Source organism: Bradyrhizobium brasilense (genome assembly GCF_029714345.1).
Lineage (GTDB): Bacteria > Pseudomonadota > Alphaproteobacteria > Rhizobiales > Xanthobacteraceae > Bradyrhizobium > Bradyrhizobium australafricanum.
This window is the reverse complement of record NZ_CP121669.1, coordinates 2,568,554-2,586,043: the sequence shown is the minus strand read 5'-3', so window position 1 is coordinate 2,586,043 and position 17,490 is coordinate 2,568,554. Positions and strand designations below refer to the sequence as shown.

Annotated in this window: 18 protein-coding genes; 7 read left to right on the top strand and 11 right to left on the bottom strand. The window is 65.6% G+C overall.

What is annotated here, in order from left to right:
• Positions 1–3: 3 nt before the first annotated feature.
• Positions 4–1,050, bottom strand: coding sequence for an FAD binding domain-containing protein (locus QA635_RS11945; protein ID WP_283069147.1), 1,047 nt, complete (start codon positions 1,048–1,050; stop codon positions 4–6).
• Complete coding sequence (locus QA635_RS11940; RefSeq protein ID WP_283069145.1) at positions 1,047–1,544, bottom strand: (2Fe-2S)-binding protein; 498 nt, start codon at positions 1,542–1,544, stop codon at positions 1,047–1,049. Before QA635_RS11940 ends, QA635_RS11945 begins: the two co-directional genes overlap by 4 nt.
• A gap of 152 nt (positions 1,545–1,696) precedes the next feature.
• Here QA635_RS11940 and QA635_RS11935 point away from each other — a divergent pair, with 152 nt between their 5' ends.
• On the top strand, positions 1,697–2,329 hold the full coding sequence (locus QA635_RS11935) for a TetR/AcrR family transcriptional regulator (protein WP_253607318.1): 633 nt from the start codon (positions 1,697–1,699) through the stop codon (positions 2,327–2,329).
• Positions 2,330–2,448: 119 nt separating this feature from the next.
• Here QA635_RS11935 and QA635_RS11930 read toward each other — a convergent pair whose 3' ends face one another.
• From QA635_RS11930 to QA635_RS11915, 4 genes are all read right to left on the bottom strand, one after another.
• Positions 2,449–3,048 (bottom strand): hypothetical protein, encoded by a 600-nt coding sequence (locus QA635_RS11930; protein WP_283069142.1) that lies wholly within the window; start codon positions 3,046–3,048, stop codon positions 2,449–2,451.
• Positions 3,049–3,100: 52 nt separating this feature from the next.
• Positions 3,101–3,289, bottom strand: a complete 189-nt coding sequence (locus QA635_RS11925; RefSeq protein ID WP_225158816.1) for a hypothetical protein — start codon at positions 3,287–3,289, stop codon at positions 3,101–3,103.
• 35 nt (positions 3,290–3,324) lie between these two features.
• Positions 3,325–3,828, bottom strand: coding sequence for a hypothetical protein (locus tag QA635_RS11920; RefSeq protein ID WP_283069140.1), 504 nt, complete (start codon positions 3,826–3,828; stop codon positions 3,325–3,327).
• 314 nt (positions 3,829–4,142) lie between these two features.
• Positions 4,143–4,484, bottom strand: a complete 342-nt coding sequence (locus QA635_RS11915; protein ID WP_283069138.1) for a hypothetical protein — start codon at positions 4,482–4,484, stop codon at positions 4,143–4,145.
• A gap of 146 nt (positions 4,485–4,630) precedes the next feature.
• Here QA635_RS11915 and QA635_RS11910 point away from each other — a divergent pair, with 146 nt between their 5' ends.
• The gene (locus QA635_RS11910; RefSeq protein ID WP_016844551.1) at positions 4,631–4,834 is read left to right on the top strand and encodes a hypothetical protein; all 204 of its coding nucleotides are present in this window, start codon (positions 4,631–4,633) and stop codon (positions 4,832–4,834) included.
• Between the two features lie 354 nt (positions 4,835–5,188).
• Entirely contained in the window at positions 5,189–8,350 is a 3,162-nt protein-coding gene (locus QA635_RS11905; protein ID WP_283069135.1) for a multidrug efflux RND transporter permease subunit, read from the top strand.
• Positions 8,351–8,398: 48 nt separating this feature from the next.
• Here the strand turns inward: QA635_RS11905 and QA635_RS11900 are convergent, their stop codons facing one another.
• From QA635_RS11900 to aptA, 3 genes are all read right to left on the bottom strand, one after another.
• On the bottom strand, positions 8,399–8,845 hold the full coding sequence (locus QA635_RS11900; RefSeq protein WP_283069133.1) for a GNAT family N-acetyltransferase: 447 nt from the start codon (positions 8,843–8,845) through the stop codon (positions 8,399–8,401).
• 155 nt (positions 8,846–9,000) lie between these two features.
• On the bottom strand, positions 9,001–10,266 hold the full coding sequence (locus QA635_RS11895; RefSeq protein ID WP_283069132.1) for a D-amino acid dehydrogenase: 1,266 nt from the start codon (positions 10,264–10,266) through the stop codon (positions 9,001–9,003).
• A gap of 106 nt (positions 10,267–10,372) precedes the next feature.
• Positions 10,373–11,701, bottom strand: a complete 1,329-nt coding sequence (gene aptA / locus QA635_RS11890) for an omega-aminotransferase AptA (RefSeq protein WP_035631725.1) — start codon at positions 11,699–11,701, stop codon at positions 10,373–10,375.
• Between the two features lie 160 nt (positions 11,702–11,861).
• Between aptA and QA635_RS11885 the strand changes: the two genes are divergently transcribed.
• Complete coding sequence (locus tag QA635_RS11885; RefSeq protein ID WP_018273259.1) at positions 11,862–12,410, top strand: cupin domain-containing protein; 549 nt, start codon at positions 11,862–11,864, stop codon at positions 12,408–12,410.
• 67 nt (positions 12,411–12,477) lie between these two features.
• Positions 12,478–14,010 (top strand): lysozyme inhibitor LprI family protein, encoded by a 1,533-nt coding sequence (locus tag QA635_RS11880; RefSeq protein ID WP_283069127.1) that lies wholly within the window; start codon positions 12,478–12,480, stop codon positions 14,008–14,010.
• A 302-nt stretch (positions 14,011–14,312) separates the two neighbouring features.
• On the opposite strand, the gene QA635_RS11875 is transcribed toward QA635_RS11880, so the two are convergent.
• The gene (locus tag QA635_RS11875; protein ID WP_425249183.1) at positions 14,313–15,065 is read right to left on the bottom strand and encodes a Crp/Fnr family transcriptional regulator; all 753 of its coding nucleotides are present in this window, start codon (positions 15,063–15,065) and stop codon (positions 14,313–14,315) included.
• 140 nt (positions 15,066–15,205) lie between these two features.
• On the opposite strand from QA635_RS11875, the gene QA635_RS11870 reads away from it, so the two are divergent.
• Positions 15,206–15,637 (top strand): hypothetical protein, encoded by a 432-nt coding sequence (locus tag QA635_RS11870; RefSeq protein WP_283069123.1) that lies wholly within the window; start codon positions 15,206–15,208, stop codon positions 15,635–15,637.
• Positions 15,638–15,755: 118 nt separating this feature from the next.
• Positions 15,756–16,160 carry a DUF4864 domain-containing protein gene (locus QA635_RS11865; protein ID WP_225160594.1) on the top strand — a complete coding sequence of 135 codons (405 nt, stop codon included), beginning with the start codon at positions 15,756–15,758 and terminating at the stop codon, positions 16,158–16,160.
• Positions 16,161–16,167: 7 nt separating this feature from the next.
• On the opposite strand, the gene QA635_RS11860 is transcribed toward QA635_RS11865, so the two are convergent.
• Positions 16,168–17,325, bottom strand: coding sequence for an MFS transporter (locus tag QA635_RS11860; RefSeq protein ID WP_425249147.1), 1,158 nt, complete (start codon positions 17,323–17,325; stop codon positions 16,168–16,170).
• Positions 17,326–17,490: the final 165 nt, after the last annotated feature.

The following is a 17,490-nucleotide window of genomic DNA, read 5'->3' as shown; positions in this document are numbered from 1 at the left end:
GCGTTACGCTCCTGCAACGGATGAGAAGGGAGAGCCCGGCAGCGCGGGAATCCGGTCCGGCGTGCCTGCGGCGGCAAGGGTGAGCGCGCGCACGACGATGCGCTCCGCGAGCTCGATCTTGAAGGCGTTGTCGCCAGACGGCCTTGCATCGGCGAGCGCGGCGCGCGCCACCTCGCGGTAGGTCGCCGCATCGGGCGCGGCGCCCGCGAGCACCTGCTCGGCCTCGCGCGCCCGCCACGGCTTTGCCGCGACGCCGCCGAGCGCGAGCCGCGCCTCGCGGATCTTTCCATCCTCGATGCGCAGGGCCGCGGCGGCCGAGACCACGGCGAACGCATAGGAGGTGCGCTCGCGCACCTTGATGTAGCGCGCATGCCCGGAGAAGCCTTGCGCTTCGGCCGGCAGCCGCAGCGCGACGATCAGGTCGCCGCGCTCCAGCGCGGTCTCGCGCTCCGGCGTCTCGCCCGGCAGACGGTGCAGCGCCTCGAGCGGCAGCTCGCGCCGGCCGGTCTTGCCCTCGATCTCGACGACGGCGTCGAACGCGACCAGCGGCACGCAGAAATCCGACGGATGGGTCGCGATGCAGCCATCGCTCCAGCCAAGCACCGCGTGCAGGCGGTTCTCGCCCTTGAGCGCGTCGCAGCCGGCGCCCGGCCAGCGCCGGTTGCAGGCACTGCCGGCGTCGTAGAAATAGGCGCAGCGCGTCCGCTGCATCAGATTGCCGCCGACGGTCGCGGCATTGCGCAGCTGGGCGGACGCGCCCGACAGCAACGCCTCGGCGACCGCCGGATGGTTGCGCGCGAACCCGGTGTCATGCGCGAGATCGGCATTGCGCACCAGCGCGCCGATCCGCAAGCCGCCGTCGGCCAGATGCTCGATGCGGTCGAGCCCCGGCAGACGCGTGACGTCGACGAGGAGGCTCGGCCGGCTGACGCCACCCTTCATCAGGTCGAGCAGATTGGTGCCGGAGGCGAGATAGCTCGCGCCCTTCTCGGATGCCGCCGCGATCGCGTCCGCGACGCTGGCCGGCCTGACATAATCGAAGTTCATCATGCGGAGCGCCTCTGCTTGGTCGCGTTGATATCGGCCTGCGCCTCGAGCACGGCCTCGGTGATTCCTTGATAGGCCCCGCAGCGGCACAGATTGCCGCTCATGCATTCGCGCACGCGCTCCGGATCGTCGCCGGCCTGGCCTTCCTGGATCAGGCCGATGCCGCTCATGATCTGGCCCGGCGTGCAGAAGCCGCACTGGAAGCCGTCATGGGCGATGAAGGCGGCCTGCGCCGGATGCAGCTGGTCGCCGCGCGCGACGCCTTCGATGGTTGTGATCTCGGCGCCGTCATGGCTGACGGCAAGCGCGAGGCAGGAATTGATGCGGCGACCGTCGACCAGGACGGTGCACGCGCCGCACTGGCCGCGGTCGCATCCCTTCTTGGTACCGGTGAGGTCGAGGCGCTCGCGCAACAGGTCGAGCAGGGTCACGCGGGGGTCGTCGAGGGCAATTTCCCGGCGGACACCGTTGATAGTGAGGCTGAGTGGGAGATTCATGCGGGGCTCCGATCCGTGTATGGTCGGGTTGAATCGAGGCAACGGAAGCCCGTGGCCGCCGATGCAGGATCGGCGCGCCTTGTCAGGTCCGGTGCTGGTCGCCATATACGGAGGCGTCCTCCGTTTACAAGGGAGGGTGAAAAGAAAAAGCGATGGCCGGTCGATCACCAGAAATTGCGCGCAAGCCCCGCGCCGACGCCGTGCGCAATCGCGAGCGCGTGCTGGAAGCGGCCAAGGCCGTGTTCTCGGCCGGCGGCAGCGAGGCGAGTCTCGAGGCGGTGGCGCGCCACGCCGGCGTCGGCATCGGCACGCTCTATCGCCACTTTCCGACCCGCGAGGCGCTCTACGAGGCGGTCTATCGCCGCGAGGTCGAGCAGCTCGGCGATCTGGCCGAGCAGCTGCAATGCGCCCCCGAGCCGGTCGAGGCGCTGCGCCGCTGGCTGCGCGCCAATGTGGAATTCGTCGCCACCAAGAAGGGCATGGTCGCGGCACTGGCTCTGGTCGCGCACGGCTCGACCGAATTGCACGCCTATTCGTTCGACCGCCTGACCAGGGCGATCGGCACCCTGCTCGCGCGCGCGGTCGCGGCCGGCGCGATCCGCGGCGACATCAGCGCCGAGGACGTGCTGCGGGCGCTGATCGGCATGTGCTACATGCACGACCAGCCCGGCTGGCAGACCACCGCGCTCAGGCTGTTGGATGTGTTCGTGGACGGCTTGCGGGTGCAGCCGGTCGGCACAACGGCAAAGCCTGCGAAGAAGGCCAACCCAAAGCCGTCACGCTGACCTTACCCATCGTAGCCCGCAGGAGCGCAGCGACATGCGGGACCGACTGCCCCGGATATCGCGGAGCCTGTCATCGGCGGGCCATCGCGCGACCCGTTGGCTCAACGGGCTATGCTTGTTCAGGCCTCCATGTTGAAGAGGATGCCGAGCGGCAGCCGGGGTCCTGCCGGATTGACATGAAGCACCGCATCGATGGTGCGCGCGGCGGGGGATGACGGCTTCATCCAGTCAAGATGACCGGCGAGCCAGGATCGCGGCTCCGCAGCCAGCACGATCGCCGACCCCCAGTCATCCAGCGGATTGTCGCGGGCCAGCGCCTGCTCGCGGCCGGGAATGGTTGTGCCGGCGGCGCCCATCAGATGATGCAGCACCGCCTTGGCAAGCAGGTCGTCGAAACGTCCGTCATCGACCCGTTCGCTTCCGACCGCATCGATCGCGAACAGCGCGTCGGCTTCGACGCGACTGACCGAATGTCCGGCGCGACCGGCGGCACAGAGGATACGCGCACATAGCGCGGCGTCGGCGGCGTCGATCGTTCGCGAGAAATGCGCCCGGCCGGCCATCGTGGGTCCCTCGCCCGCGATGATGTCGCAACACACCAGTGCGAGAGCCGCGGCGCTGCGCGCCGCAGCGTCGGACGTTGACCTCGCGATTTCGGCAACAAGATCCTCCGCGCCGCGAGGCGCATATGGGGACAGCTCAAACTCATGGGCACGCATCGATTGCTCTGCTGTTGATTGCCGCCCGCCCCACGATGGCGGCGGCCACCGCTCAAGGACGTCCGGTGCGTGGCCGCAGCCACCGCATGATGATTTCGTGCGGTGTTCGCCGGCTGCTGCGCGGCATGTCGTGCCGCTGCAGCGCCGCCCTTGCAAATGCGGCCGCCTGCTCGCTGGATTGCCGTTTCTCGCGCGCCAGCAGCATCCATTCGCGGATCACGGCGCGTCGCACCTTGGACATGGCGATTTCCCTTCGCGATAGCCGCGTTCAGCGCGTCAGGCCGCCAGCTGCAGCGGATGGGCTTGCGACCTCCGTGCCGACAGCGCGCAGCCGTACTGATGCACGATGCCCTGTTCGACGACGAAGCCGCGCCGCTCCAGCGACGCCCGCAGGCTTTGGTTGGCCGAGGACTTCTGGGCATCGACCCACACCACCAGCACCGCACGGGCGCTAAGGACATTCGTCAACCAGTCCAGCGCCGGCTCGAGCGAGAGAAGCGTGCGCCGCCGCCAATCGACCAGCGCAACGTCGTACTGACCGGCGGGGCGGCCGCAATTGCCCGACGCCGCCGCGCGCGCGTAGCCGCGCCGCTGCAGCTCGAACATCAATTCCATGCTCCTCGTGCCGGCCACGACGATGCGCTGTTGCGTCGTGCAGCCGGCAAGCGCGATCATCGGCTCGATGATCCGGTCGCCGATAGCAATCTGAAGCGAAGACATGACATCACCTTTCGGTTCGCTGCCGCGCTCGCGGCCGAACTCCAACAGCCTGGCCTGCACGCGAGAGCGTCTGCGTCGGGCTCAATATCTTCAGGGCGGGATATGAATTCGAGAGCGCTGCGGTCTCCGCGGCATATGAGCCGCATAAGCCCGCGCCCGGATGCGATGACGGCGGTCGCTGAGCACGGTGGCCGCGCAAGTGTGCTAAAGTGCACAGACGATCAGGTTGGCATCCGGTTAGATCGTCGCATTGCCAAGCCTGGTACATACATATCTGTTCATATTCGCGATCCAGCCCGGCCATCGTGCCGGGCTCTTTCGTCGCCGAACGCGCCCGTAATGAAAAACCCCGCGCTGAGGCGGGGCTTTCGCGATCATCGCGGATTGGTCCGCGTTCCGCTGTTGTTGCCGGGAAGGTTTGATGTCCCGGTCCCGGTCGCCGAATTGTTGTTTGGGTCGGTCCAGTAGTTCGGCGTCGAGGTGCCTGGGTTGTTCATGTTGCCGGTCGTGCTGCCGGGCGGATTGCTCATTCCCGAGCCTGTTCCCATCCCGGTGGTGCCGCCGGTGCCGGTTCCCGTGCCGGAGCTTCCGGTCCCCGCGCCTGCACTCGCGCCTCCGGCCGATCCGCCACCGGCGCCGCCCCCACCCTGCGCGAAGGCTAGCGATGTCGACAGCATCATGGCCGCAGCCAATCCGATCGTTGCCAGTTTCTTCATGTGATATCCTTTCCTGGTTCGACCGGAAGCAACGTGGACCGCAAGGCGCACGTTCCTGCACGGCGGGACACACATCCGGCGCGGGCTCGCGAGGAACATGATGCTGGCTGTCCTGTTGAGCGGGATAGCGTTCCCGGAGATGCGCGATGAAGACGCTTCAAATGCAGCACGAGATCACGGCCGAGCTGGAAAGACGATCCGGTGTCACTGGCCTGAAGCTGATCCGGCTCAAGGGCTATACGCCGAGCTGGGATCTCGGCGGCACCCGCGAGACGGCGCTGGACGAGGCGAAGGAAAAAGAACTTCGCGACATCGTGACCAGAATGCAGGACGAGTTCGACATCGCCTAGGACCGCTGCACCAGTAAGTTGCATCGGACAAGCCGCGGCTGAACAATCATGACGCCCCCTCGTGGCGTCGAGCCAACCGCGCGCGCAATAATATGTCGTCCCACGATATATTCTGCGCCAGCGACATTTTTGACGCTTCCCAAGCGGCGATAACGGCACGCGAATTCCGGCCATTGAACGAACGTCGAATGTGCGATCCGACGTTTCCATTCGCGCGGCATGCCCCGGAATGATTATGCTGGCAAAAAACAGGTAGACGCGGAGGCAGCTCCGCGATCTGCCGATTGGCCATGGCGAGGAAAACGCGCGTTCGCGCTCGAGCTTTCGAGGACGACTCCCGACCTTCGGGAAAAGATGCGCCTGCCGTTCATTTGGATCGCAGAAGTGAACGAGAGCATCTCATCTCGGTTTATCCGCTACCCGATCGGCACCTCGCTGCTGATGGCCGGCATTCTGTTCGTCGGAATGGTCGCCTATCCCCTGCTGCCGGTCGCGCCCCTGCCGCAAGTCGACTTTCCGACCATCCAGATTTCCGCAAATCTGCCCGGCGCCAGCCCGGAAACCATGGCCTCCTCGGTTGCGCAGCCGCTGGAGAGGCAATTCGCGCAGATTCCGGGCATTGCCCAGATGACCTCGACGAGTTCGCTCGGGTCGACCGCGGTCACCATTCAGTTTGATCTGAACCGCAGCATCGACGGCGCCGCCAACGACATCCAGGCGGCGATCAATGCCGCAGGCGGCCAGTTGCCCAAGAACCTGCCGACGCCGCCGACCTATCGCAAGGTCAACCCGGCGGACTCGCCGATCCTGCTGTTGTCGGCGACCTCGGACACCCTGCCGCTCATCACCGTGAGCGATGCAGTCGACGCCCAGCTCGGGCAGCAGATAAGTCAGATTTCGGGCGTCGCCCAGGTGTTCATCGGCGGCCAGCAGAAGCCTTCGATCCGCGTGCAGATCGATCCCGCCAAGCTGGTCGCCAAGGGGCTCTCGCTGGAAGATATCCGCGGCCAGATCGCGATCACGACGGTCGACAGTCCGAAGGGCAACATCGACGGCACGAGCCGTGCCTACACGATCTACGCCAACGATCAGCTGCTGGATGCCAAGGACTGGAATGACGTGATCATCGCCTACCGCAACGGCGGCCCGTTGCGGATTCGCGACATCGGCCAGGCCGTCGCCGGGCCGGAGGACATGAAGCGGGTCGCCTGGGCGGATGGCAAACGCGGCGTGTTCCTCGTCATCTTCAAACAACCCGGCGCCAACGTCATCGGAACGGTCGACAGGATCAAGGAGCAGCTTCCAAGGCTGGTTGCCGCGATTCCGCCCGCCATCAAGATCAAGATCATCAGCGACCGGACATTGACCATCCGCGCCGCGGTCGAGGACGTGCAGATCACGCTGCTCATCACCATCGTTCTGGTCGTCATGGTAATCTTCCTGTTCCTGCGCAGCTTCTGGGCGACGGTGATTCCCGCCGTGACCGTGCCGCTCGCGCTGCTCGGCGCCTGCGCGCTGATGTGGGTGTTCGGCTACACGCTCGACAACCTTTCGCTGATGGCACTGACGATCGCCGTCGGCTTCGTGGTCGACGACGCCATCGTGATGCTGGAAAACATCACGCGATACGTCGAGCAGGGCGCGCGGCCGCTCGCCGCGGCATTGCAGGGCGCCGGCGAGATCGGGTTTACCATCCTGTCCATCAGTATCTCGTTGATCGCGGTGCTGATCCCGCTGCTGCTGATGGGTGGCGTGATCGGCCGGCTGTTCCGCGAATTTGCGGTGACCCTGGCGATGGCGATCTTCGTCTCCCTGGTGGTGTCGCTGACGCTGACGCCGATGATGGCCTCGCGCTTCCTGCGCGCGCATGGCGAAACCAGGCACGGCCGGCTCTACCAATGGAGCGAGGCGGCATTCGACAGGATGCTGCATGCCTATGAGCGAGGGCTTGATCGGGCGCTGAGCTGGAGCCGGACCACGCTCTGCATCTTCTTCGCGACGGTCGCACTGTCGGTCTATCTGTTCGTGATCATTCCCAAGGGATTCTTCCCGCAACAGGACAATGGCTTCCTGAACGCGGTGTCGGAGATGGCCCAGGATATCTCTTTCGCCGACATGGAGCGGCATCAGGAAGAGCTCAGCAGGATCGTTCGGGCCGATCCCGCGGTGGAGAGCATGGCCGAGTTCATCGGCGGCGGCGGCACCGCACTGAATTCGGGTCGCATGTACATCACGCTGAAGCCGCGCGAGGAGCGCGACGCGAATGCGCAGCAGATCATCGCGCGGCTGCGGCCGAAGCTCGAGGCGGTCGAGGGAGCACGTCTCTACATGCAGGCGTCCCAGGACGTCCGGCTGGGCGGCCGCGCCACGCGGACGCAGTTCGAATACACGCTGCAGGATGCAAAGCTCGACGAGCTGAACGAATGGGCGCCGAAGATTCTGGCCAGGATGAAGACGCTGCCGGAACTGCGCGACGTCGCCACCGACCAGCAGACCGAGGGAACGACGCTGACGCTGACCATCGATCGCGACACCGCGTCGCGCTTCGGCATCCAGCCGCAACTGATCGACGACACGCTGTACGACGCCTTCGGCCAGCGCCAGGTGACCCAATACTTCACCCAGCTCAACAGCTATCACGTCATCCTGGAGATCCTGCCCGAATTGCAGGGCAAGCTCGACACGCTCAACAAGCTCTACATCAAGTCGCCGACCACGGGGGACGAGGTACCGCTCTCCGTGTTCTGCAAGTGGACCACTATTCCGGTGCGCCCGCTCGCGATCGCGCACCAGGGGCAGTTTCCTGCGACCACGATCAGCTTCAACCTCGCGCAAGGGGTGGCGCTCGGCCAGGCCACCGATGCGATCCAGAACGCCGTCGCCGATCTCGGTGCTCCAGCCACGCTCAGCTCGAGTTTCCAGGGCACCGCGCAGGCCTTCCAGCAATCACTGAGCTCGGTGCCGCTGCTGATCCTGGCCGCGCTGGTCGTGGTCTATCTGATCCTCGGCGTGCTCTATGAAAGCTACATCCATCCGCTGACGATCCTGTCCACGCTGCCATCGGCTGGGGTCGGCGCGCTGGCGATTCTGATGGCGTTCGGGTTCGATTTCAGCCTGATCGCGCTGATCGGCATCATCCTCCTGATCGGGATCGTGAAGAAGAACGGCATCATGATGGTCGACTTCGCGATCGCCGCCGAACGCGAGGAACATCTGTCGCCGCGTGAATCGATCCGGAAAGCGGCCCTGCTGCGCTTCCGCCCGATCATGATGACGACGATGGCGGCCTTGCTCGGCGGCGTCCCGCTGATGCTGGGCACCGGAACGGGATCGGAAATCCGTCAGCCGCTCGGCTATGCGATGGTCGGCGGCCTGATCGTAAGCCAGGCGCTCACCCTGTTCACCACGCCGGTCGTGTATCTCTATCTCGACCGATTCTCGAATGCGCTGTCGAACTGGACGGCAACGAAGCGAGACGACGATGCCGAACCGCCCGTGAAGAACGCCGCCGAATAGCCCCGGAGTGGAAGCGAACCCGCGATCGCAACCGCCCTGGCGGGGCGGTCAAGCCGACCGGTAGATATCCGGCCGGACGATCTCCATGAAGCGCGACGGGTTGCCGAGCGCTTCGAACCCGAATTGGCGGTACAGTCCATGGGCGTCCGAGGTCGCGAGCAGGAAGCGCCTCAGGCCCTGCAGGTCTTCATGCTCGACAACGCAACGCACCAGCCATTTCGACAATCCCTTGCCGCGATGCGCCTCGAGGATGAACACGTCGGCAAGCAATGCGAAGGTCGACCTGTCGGTGACGATACGCGCGAAGCCAACCTGTGCGGCGCCATGATAGACGCCAAAGCAGATCGAGTTGTCGATTGCCCGCTGCACGGTCGATCTCGGAATGCCCCGCGCCCAATAGCTATCCTTCGCCAGAAACGTGTGAATGACCTCGACGTCCAGGCGGTGCGGATCGGCTGATATCTCGTAATCGGCAGGCATCCGCTGCATCGGCATTGTCGCGTTCCTTCGATCAAGCCGCTAGAGCATTCTCGGTTCTGATTGAATCAGAACCGAAGCCGCGTAGCCCGCATGAGCGAAAGCGACATGCGGGACAAAGACCCGGATATCGCTTGCGCTCATCCGGGCTACGAAACTTCGCTCGAAACGAGCTAGCCGAACCTGACATCGTAGCGCTTGATCGACAGCTCCTTGGTGTCGATCTCGGGCTTCTTCCCCGAGAGCATGTCCGCCAGCACGCGGCCCGAGCCGCAGGCCATGGTCCAGCCGAGCGTGCCGTGGCCGGTGTTGAGATGCAGATTGGCGAAGCGCGTCGCGCCGATCACCGGCGGGCCGTCCGGCGTCATCGGGCGCAGCCCGCACCAGAAGGTGGCCCTGGGAAGGTCGCCGCCACGCGGAAACAGGTCGGTCAGCGAATGGTCCAGCGTCGCGCGCCGCGCGGCGTAGAGCTTGGTCGAATAGCCTGAGATCTCCGCGGTGCCGCCGACCCGGATGCGATCGCCGAGCCGGGTGATCGCGACCTTATAGCTCTCGTCCATCACGGTCGATTCAGGCGCGCCGGACGCGTCCTTGATCGGCACCGTGACCGAATAACCCTTCACTGGATAGACCGGCAGCGAGATGCCGAGCGGCCGCAGCAGGATCGGCGAATAGCTGCCGAGCGCCAGCACATAGGCGTCCGCCGTCATCATCCCGGCGCTGGTCGCGACGCCGGTGATCCGGGTGGTGTCCGCATTCAGTCCGTCGATGCCGACATTGAAGTTGAAGCGCACGCCAAGCTTCTCGGCTTCCAGCGCCAGGGCCTGCGTGAACATGTGGCAGTCGCCGGTCTCGTCATGCGGCAGCCGCAGCCCGCCGGCGAACTTTTCCTTCACGCCGGCCAGCGCGGGCTCGGCGGCGATGCAGCCCTCGCGGCCGAGCACCTCGAACGGCACGCCGTACTGCTTCAGCACCGCGATGTCGTCGCCGGTGTGATCGAGCTGCGCCTGCTCGCGAAACAGCTGCAGCGTGCCGCGCGCACGCTCGTCATAGCGGATGCCGATCTCGCTGCGCAGCGCCTGCAGGCAGTCGCGGCTGTATTCCGCGATCGGGATCATCCGGCTCTTGTTCACCGCGTAGCGCGCCGTCGTGCAGTTGCGCAGCATCTTCAAGAGCCACAGCCACATCACGGGATCGAGCTTGGGGCGGATCACCAGCGGGCCGTGCTTCATCAACAGCCACTTCACCGCCTTGACCGGCACGCCGGGGCCGGCCCAGGGCGATGAGTAGCCGGGCGATACTTCGCCGGCATTGGCAAAGGAGGTTTCCAGCGCGGGCTTGGGCTGACGGTCGATCACCGTCACCTCGTGGCCGGCGCGCGCAAGGTAATAGGCAGAGGTGACGCCGATCACGCCACTGCCGAGAACAAGGACCTTCACTTTTCCTCACATCCTGCAGCGAAAACGCAATCGCCGCTGCGAAACCACTCTGCTTCGCAACGGCGACAGCAATTTGTAGAGCTAGCTAATATCTAGCTAGCAATTATCAGGCCACGCGCTTGATGGAGTCGCCGAGGATCGAGACGATGTCGTCGATGTGCGACTTCTCGACGATCAAAGGCGGCGACAATGCCAGCGAGTCGCCGCTCATGCGGAAGTAGAGGCCGCGATTGAAGCAATCGACCATGATGTCGTAGCCGCGCGCGCCGACGACACCATCGCGCGGCGCGACTTCGACCGCGCCCATCAGGCCCTGATTGCGGATGTCGACCACGTTCGGCAGGCCCTTCAGCGAATGCAGGGCATCGCGCCAGTAGTCGGCGAGCGAGGCGCCGCGGGTCAGCAGAGCTTCGTCCTTGTAGATGTCGAGCGTGGCAAGACCCGCCGCGCAGGCCACCGGATGCGCCGAATAGGTGTAGCCGTGGAACAGCTCCATGGCGTTGTCCGGGCCGACCATCAGCCCGTCGTGGATCTGGCGGCTGGTGAACACCGCGCCGCACGGCACGGTGCCGTTGGTGATGCCCTTCGCGGTCGTCATCATGTCGGGCGTCACGCCGTAGAAGTTGGCGGCGAACGGGGTGCCGAGGCGGCCGAAGCCGGTGATGACCTCGTCGAAGATCAGCAGGATGCCGTGCTTGGTGCAGAGCTCGCGCAGGCGCTGCAGATAGCCCTTCGGCGCCGGCAGCACCGCGGTCGAACCCGGCACCGGCTCGACGATCACCGCCGCGATGGTGTCGGCGCCATGCAGCGCCACCATCCGCTCGACATCGTCGGCGAGCTCGGCGCCGTGCTCCGGCTGATCCTTGGCGAAGGCGTTGCGGGCGAGATCATGGGTATGACGGATGTGGTCGACGCCGGGCAGATGGGTCGCGAACTGGCGGCGGTTGGCGACCATGCCGCCGACCGACATGCCGCCGAAGCCGACGCCGTGATAGCCGCGCTCGCGGCCGATCAAACGGGTGCGGCTCGGCTGGCCGGCGGCGCGGTGATAGGCCAGCGCGATCTTCAGCGCGGTATCGACCGATTCAGAGCCCGAATTGGTGAAGAAGACGCGATCCAGCCCCTTCGGGGCGATCTCGGCGAGCCGCTCGGCGAAATCGAACGCGAGCGGGTGGCCCATGTTGAACGAGGGCGCGAAGTCCAAGGTCGACAGCTGCCGCTCGACCGCGGCCGCGATCTGCGGGCGGCCGTGGCCAGCGTTGACGCACCACAGGCCGGCTGAGCCGTCGATCACCTGCCGGCCGTCGACCGAGGTGTAGTACATGCCCTTGGCGGAGGAGAACAGCCGCGGCGCCTTCTTGAACTGCCGGTTGGCCGTGAACGGCATCCAAAACGAGTCGGTCTTGATGGTGTTCGGAATCTGATGAACGGTCACGGCGGCGCTCCATTGCTGACTGATGCTAGTCGGACCACTCTTCCAGGCACTCAACAAGTCCTTTTCTGCCGCGCCGCAAGCCATTGATCTTGTTGAGGCGGTCTGCCAAGATTTGTTCGATCCGCAACACCTGCAACAGGGATTTGCCAAGGGGACTGCCATGAGCGTCGACATCGGCGGTCGGCTTCGATTCATCCGCGCGCGGCACAAGCTGTCGCAGCGCGAGCTCGCCAAGCGCTCCGGCGTGACCAATTCGACGATTTCGCTGATCGAATCCAACCAGATGAACCCGTCGGTCGGCGCCCTCAAGCGCATCCTCGACGGGATCCCGATGGGGCTTGCCGAATTCTTCGCGATCGAGCCGGAGCGGCCGCGCAAGGCGTTCTATCGCGCCGACGAGCTGACCGAGATCGGCAAGAAGCCAATCTCCTACCTGCAAATCGGCGACAGTCTGTTCGGCCGGGCGTTGCAGATCCTGAAGGAGCGCTACGAGCCCGGCAGCGACACCGGCCGGGTGCCGCTGGTGCATGAGGGCGAGGAAGGCGGCATTGTGGTCTCGGGCCGGCTCGAGGTCACGGTCGACGACGAGCGGCGGGTGCTCAACGCCGGCGACGCCTATTACTTCGAAAGCCGCCGCCCGCACCGCTTCCGCTGCATCGGCGCCAAGCCGTGCGAAGTGATCTCGGCCTGCACGCCGCCGACATTTTGAACCCGGCGCGCGCGGCGGGCGACCCAAGCCGCAGGGGCCGCATGGCGCGGCCGTGCGGGTGACGTCGATGCCTTGCTCTCCACGGTTTGCGGCCGCCGTCGCGGCCATCGCGGTCCTTGCGTCCGGCCCGTCCGTTGCGACGGACGATGATCTGCGGGCATCGAGCAGCGGGCCGACCGCGATCAGGCTGTGCGGCGATAGCGGCGACGGCACGATCAAGACCGCGGACTGCAGGAAGGCCGGCACCGACAGGCTGGTGACGCAGATCGACCGGGCGTTCGACGCGGCGCTCGGCAGGATGCCGGCGAACATCAAGCCGCTTTTGAAGCGCGACCAGACCTGGTTCAACGAGATGATCATCGACGCCGCCGAGGTGCTGGCCGATAGCGACGCGGACGAATTGAAGGAGAGTTTTGCGCAAGCCTTGCGGCGCCGCGCCGCCGCGCTTGAGGGAATGGCATCCGGCCGTCCCGGCTTCGCCGGCAACTGGGTCAACGCCTTCGGCAACATCACGCTGACGCCGGCCGACGGCGGCGCCTATCGCCTCGCCGCCGATCTGCGCGGCGACTATGGCGGCGACCGCAGGCGAAGCTGCAAGCTCACCGCCGACCTGAAGCCTGCGGGGAGTGGCTGGCTCGCCGGCACCGTGGTGATCAATACGGACACGGCGGCCGACAAGCCGAAAGCCGACGCTGCGGCCGCTCCCGCCAGGCCGCCGTCACTCAAACTCCGCCGCCAGGGCGAGACCTTGCGGATCGTCGGCAGCATCGACGACGAGGAGTGGGACGGCTTCGCCGACTGCTCGTCGATGTGGCAGGTCACCGGCAGCTATTTTGCCGCCGGCAAGGATACGGCATCCGACAGTGCGGACACCGCCTTCGTCGTCCCGACCTTCGACTGCACCAGGCCGGAGACGGCGACCGACGAGGAAATCTGCGCCGACCCTGATCTGGCCGACAACGACCGGCGGCTGAACCGCGCCTGGAAGGCGTTGCAGCCGCACCTCGACGAGGCGACGCGGCGCGCGCTGATCGACGACCAGCGCAACTGGGTGAAGAGCCAGGCGCAGCAATATCCCGAATTCCTGCACCCGGCCTGGAACAAGCAGAGCTCCCAGGTTCACTTCACCGTCGATGCCCGCGATCACGTCGACGGATTGCAGCGCGAACGCCTGGCGCTGCTCGAAGGCTTTGACGACAAGCGCGGCGGACTTGCCGGCATCTGGCTCGCCCATAACGCGATCATCAAGATCACCACCGAGAGCAACGGCGCCGTGAAGGCGACGGGATGGAAGTGGGACCAGGGCGACTGGAAGGCCGGCTGCGATTACGAGATGACGGGCAAGATCGTCGGCGGCACGTTCCGCTCCGACGAGCAGCGCAAGAACCCCGACACGCTCGAGCGCGACCACGCCATGCTGATCGTCAACCGGCAGGACGATCTGTTCGCGAAGAAGCGCTACTCGAACAAGGACGGCACCGAGAACAAGGACGCCGACGAAGCGAAATGCAAGCGCCGGCTCGACAATTCCTCGACCGCGCGGATGTTTCCCGCCCGCCCCTCGCCGGACATCGATAATTTCAAGGGCTCGATCAGATAGAGCGTCTTCAGGCGGAGTGGATACCGGTTCGCGTGACGAAAACGCGTCAGGACAACGATCCAGAGACCCGTTCCGATTCAATCGGACCGGAATGGCTCTGGTCACTCGGCAGTATCACAGATCGCGCGTCTGCCGGTCGCCCCAGGCAATAACGGCGGCAATGGTGGCGAACATCGCTGTGACCGCGATCATGACGAGGATGGTGTCGAGAGGCATGGGTCGTCTCCTGCATGTGATGGAGAGACCTAGCGCGCCTGCGCGCGCATCGCCTTGTGCTGGATCAAAAAGCCGACGCCGAAGCGTCAGTTCGCGCCGCTCAGCTTGAGCCGTTCGAGGTCGAGCAGCCGCACGCCATCGGGCACGATCAACACCACCTTCTCGCGCGCAAGGCGGGTCAGCGTGCGGCTCACCGTCTCGATGGTGAGACCGAGATAGTCGGCGATGTCCTGCCGGCTCATCGGCAGCGGCACGGTGACAGACACGCTTCCGATCCGGGCGTATCGCGTCTGCATGTGGAGCAAGAATGCAGCGATCTTTTCCTCGGCACTGCGCCGTCCGAGCAGCAACATCTGGTCCTGCGCCAGGCTCAACTCGTGCCCCGCGAACTCATGCAGGCGGCGCAACAGATGCGGCTTGCCGTCGACATAGGCGAGGAACGCCGATCGCACGAAACGGCAAACCGCGACGTCGTTGACCGCCTCCGCGGTGACGCCGTAGCGGTCCTGCAGCGCAAGTCCGAGGAAGTCGCCCGGCAGCGCGAAACCCACGATCTGGCGGCGGCCGTCGGGCAATGATTTGTAGAGCCGCACGACCCCGTCGGTGACATTGAACACGCTGCCCGCCAGCGCACTCTGCTCGAACAGCGTCGTTCGTGCCGGAACCTGCTTTGCCTGGCTGATCCGGTCGAGCTCCTCGAGTTCGGACGGCTCCAGCGCAGCGCAGACGCTGAACAGCCTGACCTTGCAGTCCTCGCAGCCATTCGTGGCGTGGCCGTGCCTGCAGTCGGAACGCGTCGCGCCGGCACACGAATCCTGTAGTGGCTCGGCAATGCTCATGGCTTCGAGGGTCCGCATGGCTAGGTGCTTCACACTATCAACCCCGATTTGATCTGGATCAACCGCCAACGGCATTGATGCAGATCAATGCTGCGCCGCGCTTTCCCCAGCAGTTTCGCCATCATCGGGGAATCCGGGCGATGAACGAGCAATTCCAGGCACTTCCGATCGACCATCAGCATGCGATCGTGGCCTATCCGCTGGTGTTCATGCATGATGCCAGTATTACCACGGATCAGTGGCTGCGGTTCGTGCGCCGGCGCTGCCGCGGCAGCTCGCCCGAGACCGGGCTGATCGCGATCCGCGATCGCCGCGGCGTGATCCATGCCCTGTTCAGTTACCGCATCGATAACGACCTGCGCGTCCGCAAGCGGCTCAGCATCGGCGACCTGATCGTCGCGCATCTGCCCGGCTCGCGGATCGACGACGCGGTGTCGAACGTCATCGCCGAGGTTTCGGCGCAATACGGTTGCCAGATCGTCACCATCGAGCAGCCATTCGCAACGCGTGATGCGCGGCACGCCGGATGCCCGACTGCCGAGGCGCTGCGGCACCATCGGCGCGTCAACTGACATCGCGCTGCGTGGTCGTTCGGAGCCAGCCGCCGAACGCGCCTGCTCCGTTGCCGCCGTGGTCGCGCGGGAGTAGCCTTGCGGCGGCTGGAAGGTCGACTGTCGACGGTGCCACCGCATGCGCATCATCCTGATGTTCGTCGCTATTCTGCTCGGCTCGCTCGCTCCCGCAGCGGCCGACGACGTCGGCGCCGCGCAGGCCGTGATCCGCGCGCAGGAGCAGGCGTTCGGCCGCGACGACGCCGCGGCGGCCTATTCGCATGCCGCGCCCGCGATCCGGCAGATCTTTCCGCAAGCCGACATCTTCATGTCGATGGTGCAGAACCAATACGCGCCGGTCTATCGGCACAGGAGCTTCGAGTTCGGCGAGGCGCGCAGCGACGGCGATCGGATCGCGCAGCGCGTCCATATCGTCGACGCCAATGGCGAGGCGTGGGAGGCGCTCTACACGCTGGAGCGGCAGGCCGACGGCAGCCTGAAGATCACCGGCTGCTCATTACTCAAGGCCGGCCAGGCGGTGTGATCGAGAATTACGCCAGCGCCACCCGCTGCCGCGCCCGCATCATGAGCAGCAGAATGATGCTGACATTGAGCAGATTCCAGGCGAGGCCGTTGGCGAAGGCGGCGGCATAGGAGCCGGTGGCGTCGAAGATCACGCCCGAGATCCAGCCGCCAAAGGACATGCCGAACACCGAGGCGAAGATCACGATGCCGATCCGCGTCGCGGCCTCCGACGCCGGCATCGCCTCGCGCACGATGATCGCGTAGCTCGGCACGATGCCGCCCTGGAACAGGCCGAACATCGCCGAGATGACGTAGAGCGAGGTCAGGCTGTCGAAGAACAGATAGAACAACAGCGCCGCGCCTTGCGCGATCGAGCCGATCAGCAGGGTGCGGATGCCGCCGATCCGGTCGGCGAGGAAGCCGGAGCCGATCCGGCTGATGATGCCGAAGCCGAGCATCAGCGACAGCATCTCGGCGCCGCGCGCCACGCCGTAGCCGAGATCGCCGCAATAGGCGACGATATGGACCTGCGGCATCGACATCGCCACGCAGCAGGAAATCGACGCCAGCGACAGGATCGCGGTCAGCGCGTTGGTGGAAAGCTTGAGGTCGACCCGCGGTGGTGCCGCGTTGCCATGGCTGCGCCTGGTCGCTGCGCCCATCAACACGCGCAGCACCATGAGTGCCAGCAGCATCGAGATCGCGGTGAAGATGCCGATTGCAATATGGGTGGTGCGCCAGCCGACACTCTGCATGCCGAAATTGACCAGCGGCGGCCACACCGTACCGCCGACGTAATTGCCGCTCGCGGCGATCGCGACCGCGAGGCCGCGGTAGCGCTCGAACCAGTGCGACGCCTCCGCCATCAACGGGCCGAAGGTCGCCGCCGACGACAGACCGATGGCAAAATGCAGCAGGATGAAGGCCCAGATCGACGGCGCGTAGCCGGCGCCGACATAGCCGAGGCCGAGGATGCCGATCCCGGCGCCGATCGCCGCGACGATGCCGTAGCGGTCGCTGATCTTGCCGGTCACGACCTGGCCGAGGCCGAAACCGAGCATCACCATGGTGAAGGCGAGCGAGGCCGTTCCGCGCGTCGCGCCGAAGTCGGTCTGCACCACCGGCAGCGCCACCACGACCGACCACATGCCGACGCTGCCGAGCGAGCCGATCACGACGGCCACGACAAGGCGCAGCCATGCCCGGCGCGAGTCGGGAATGAACGTAGCGACTTCAGGGGAAAATTCAGAAGAAATTACCACGGCAGGCGGAACTTCGTCGGCATTTGCCTCCGGGTCAAGCCACATTGCCGAGAGATTAGGCATGCGCCAGCAAGGGGACGCCGCCCC

What these genes read in the sequence shown, in the direction of transcription:
- QA635_RS11900 (WP_283069133.1), bottom strand. Translation starts at nt 8,845, where the DNA reads ATGCCGATGCAGCGGATGCCTGCCGATTACGAGATATCAGCCGATCCG.
- QA635_RS11930 (WP_283069142.1), bottom strand. Translation starts at nt 3,048, where the DNA reads ATGCGTGCCCATGAGTTTGAGCTGTCCCCATATGCGCCTCGCGGCGCG.
- QA635_RS11935 (WP_253607318.1), top strand. Translation starts at nt 1,697, where the DNA reads ATGGCCGGTCGATCACCAGAAATTGCGCGCAAGCCCCGCGCCGACGCC.
- QA635_RS11905 (WP_283069135.1), top strand. Translation starts at nt 5,189, where the DNA reads ATGCGCCTGCCGTTCATTTGGATCGCAGAAGTGAACGAGAGCATCTCA.
- QA635_RS11910 (WP_016844551.1), top strand. Translation starts at nt 4,631, where the DNA reads ATGAAGACGCTTCAAATGCAGCACGAGATCACGGCCGAGCTGGAAAGA.
- QA635_RS11865 (WP_225160594.1), top strand. Translation starts at nt 15,756, where the DNA reads ATGCGCATCATCCTGATGTTCGTCGCTATTCTGCTCGGCTCGCTCGCT.
- QA635_RS11875 (WP_425249183.1), bottom strand. Translation starts at nt 15,065, where the DNA reads ATGAGCATTGCCGAGCCACTACAGGATTCGTGTGCCGGCGCGACGCGT.
- QA635_RS11915 (WP_283069138.1), bottom strand. Translation starts at nt 4,484, where the DNA reads ATGAAGAAACTGGCAACGATCGGATTGGCTGCGGCCATGATGCTGTCG.
- QA635_RS11940 (WP_283069145.1), bottom strand. Translation starts at nt 1,544, where the DNA reads ATGAATCTCCCACTCAGCCTCACTATCAACGGTGTCCGCCGGGAAATT.
- QA635_RS11945 (WP_283069147.1), bottom strand. Translation starts at nt 1,050, where the DNA reads ATGATGAACTTCGATTATGTCAGGCCGGCCAGCGTCGCGGACGCGATC.
- QA635_RS11870 (WP_283069123.1), top strand. Translation starts at nt 15,206, where the DNA reads ATGAACGAGCAATTCCAGGCACTTCCGATCGACCATCAGCATGCGATC.
- QA635_RS11880 (WP_283069127.1), top strand. Translation starts at nt 12,478, where the DNA reads ATGCCTTGCTCTCCACGGTTTGCGGCCGCCGTCGCGGCCATCGCGGTC.
- QA635_RS11925 (WP_225158816.1), bottom strand. Translation starts at nt 3,289, where the DNA reads ATGTCCAAGGTGCGACGCGCCGTGATCCGCGAATGGATGCTGCTGGCG.
- QA635_RS11885 (WP_018273259.1), top strand. Translation starts at nt 11,862, where the DNA reads ATGAGCGTCGACATCGGCGGTCGGCTTCGATTCATCCGCGCGCGGCAC.